Consider the following 578-nt stretch of genomic DNA (forward strand, 5'->3'; position numbering starts at 1 on the left):
TGGCGGAACGGACGGGACTCGAACCCGCGACCCCCTGCGTGACAGGCAGGTATTCTAACCGACTGAACTACCGCTCCACCGAATTTCTTTGTCACTACCCGGATTATTCATCCCCGTGACAGGCAGGTATTCTAACCGACTGAACTACCGCTCCACCGAATTTCTTTGTCACTACCCGGATTATTCATCCCGGTTTACTGCAATTTGATGCCTGGCAGTTCCCTACTCTCGCATGGGGAGACCCCACACTACCATCGGCGCTACGGCGTTTCACTTCTCGTGACAGGCAGGTATTCTAACCGACTGAACTACCGCTCCACCGAATTTCTTTGTCACTACCCGGATTATTCATCCCAGTTTACTACAATTTGATGCCTGGCAGTTTATGAATCACTTTGTGATTTACCCTTCGGGCCGTTGCTTCGCAACGTTCAAAAGCTTCGCTTTTGTCCTACTCTCTGTCGAGTAGTGAACTGCCCCGAAAGTTAATGCCATACTTCTAATTTGATGCCTGGCAGTTCCCTACTCTCGCATGGGGAGACCCCACACTACCATCGGCGCTACGGCGTTTCACTTCT

1 tRNA gene is annotated in these 578 nt (G+C 51.2%); it reads right to left on the reverse strand.

From position 1 onward, the window contains the following. Positions 1–77 (reverse strand) — tRNA-Asp (locus GY169_RS18975). Between the last annotated feature and the right edge of the window lie 501 nt (positions 78–578).

This window comes from Kluyvera genomosp. 3 (assembly GCF_011765685.1).
Classification (GTDB): Bacteria; Pseudomonadota; Gammaproteobacteria; order Enterobacterales; family Enterobacteriaceae; genus Kluyvera; species Kluyvera georgiana_A.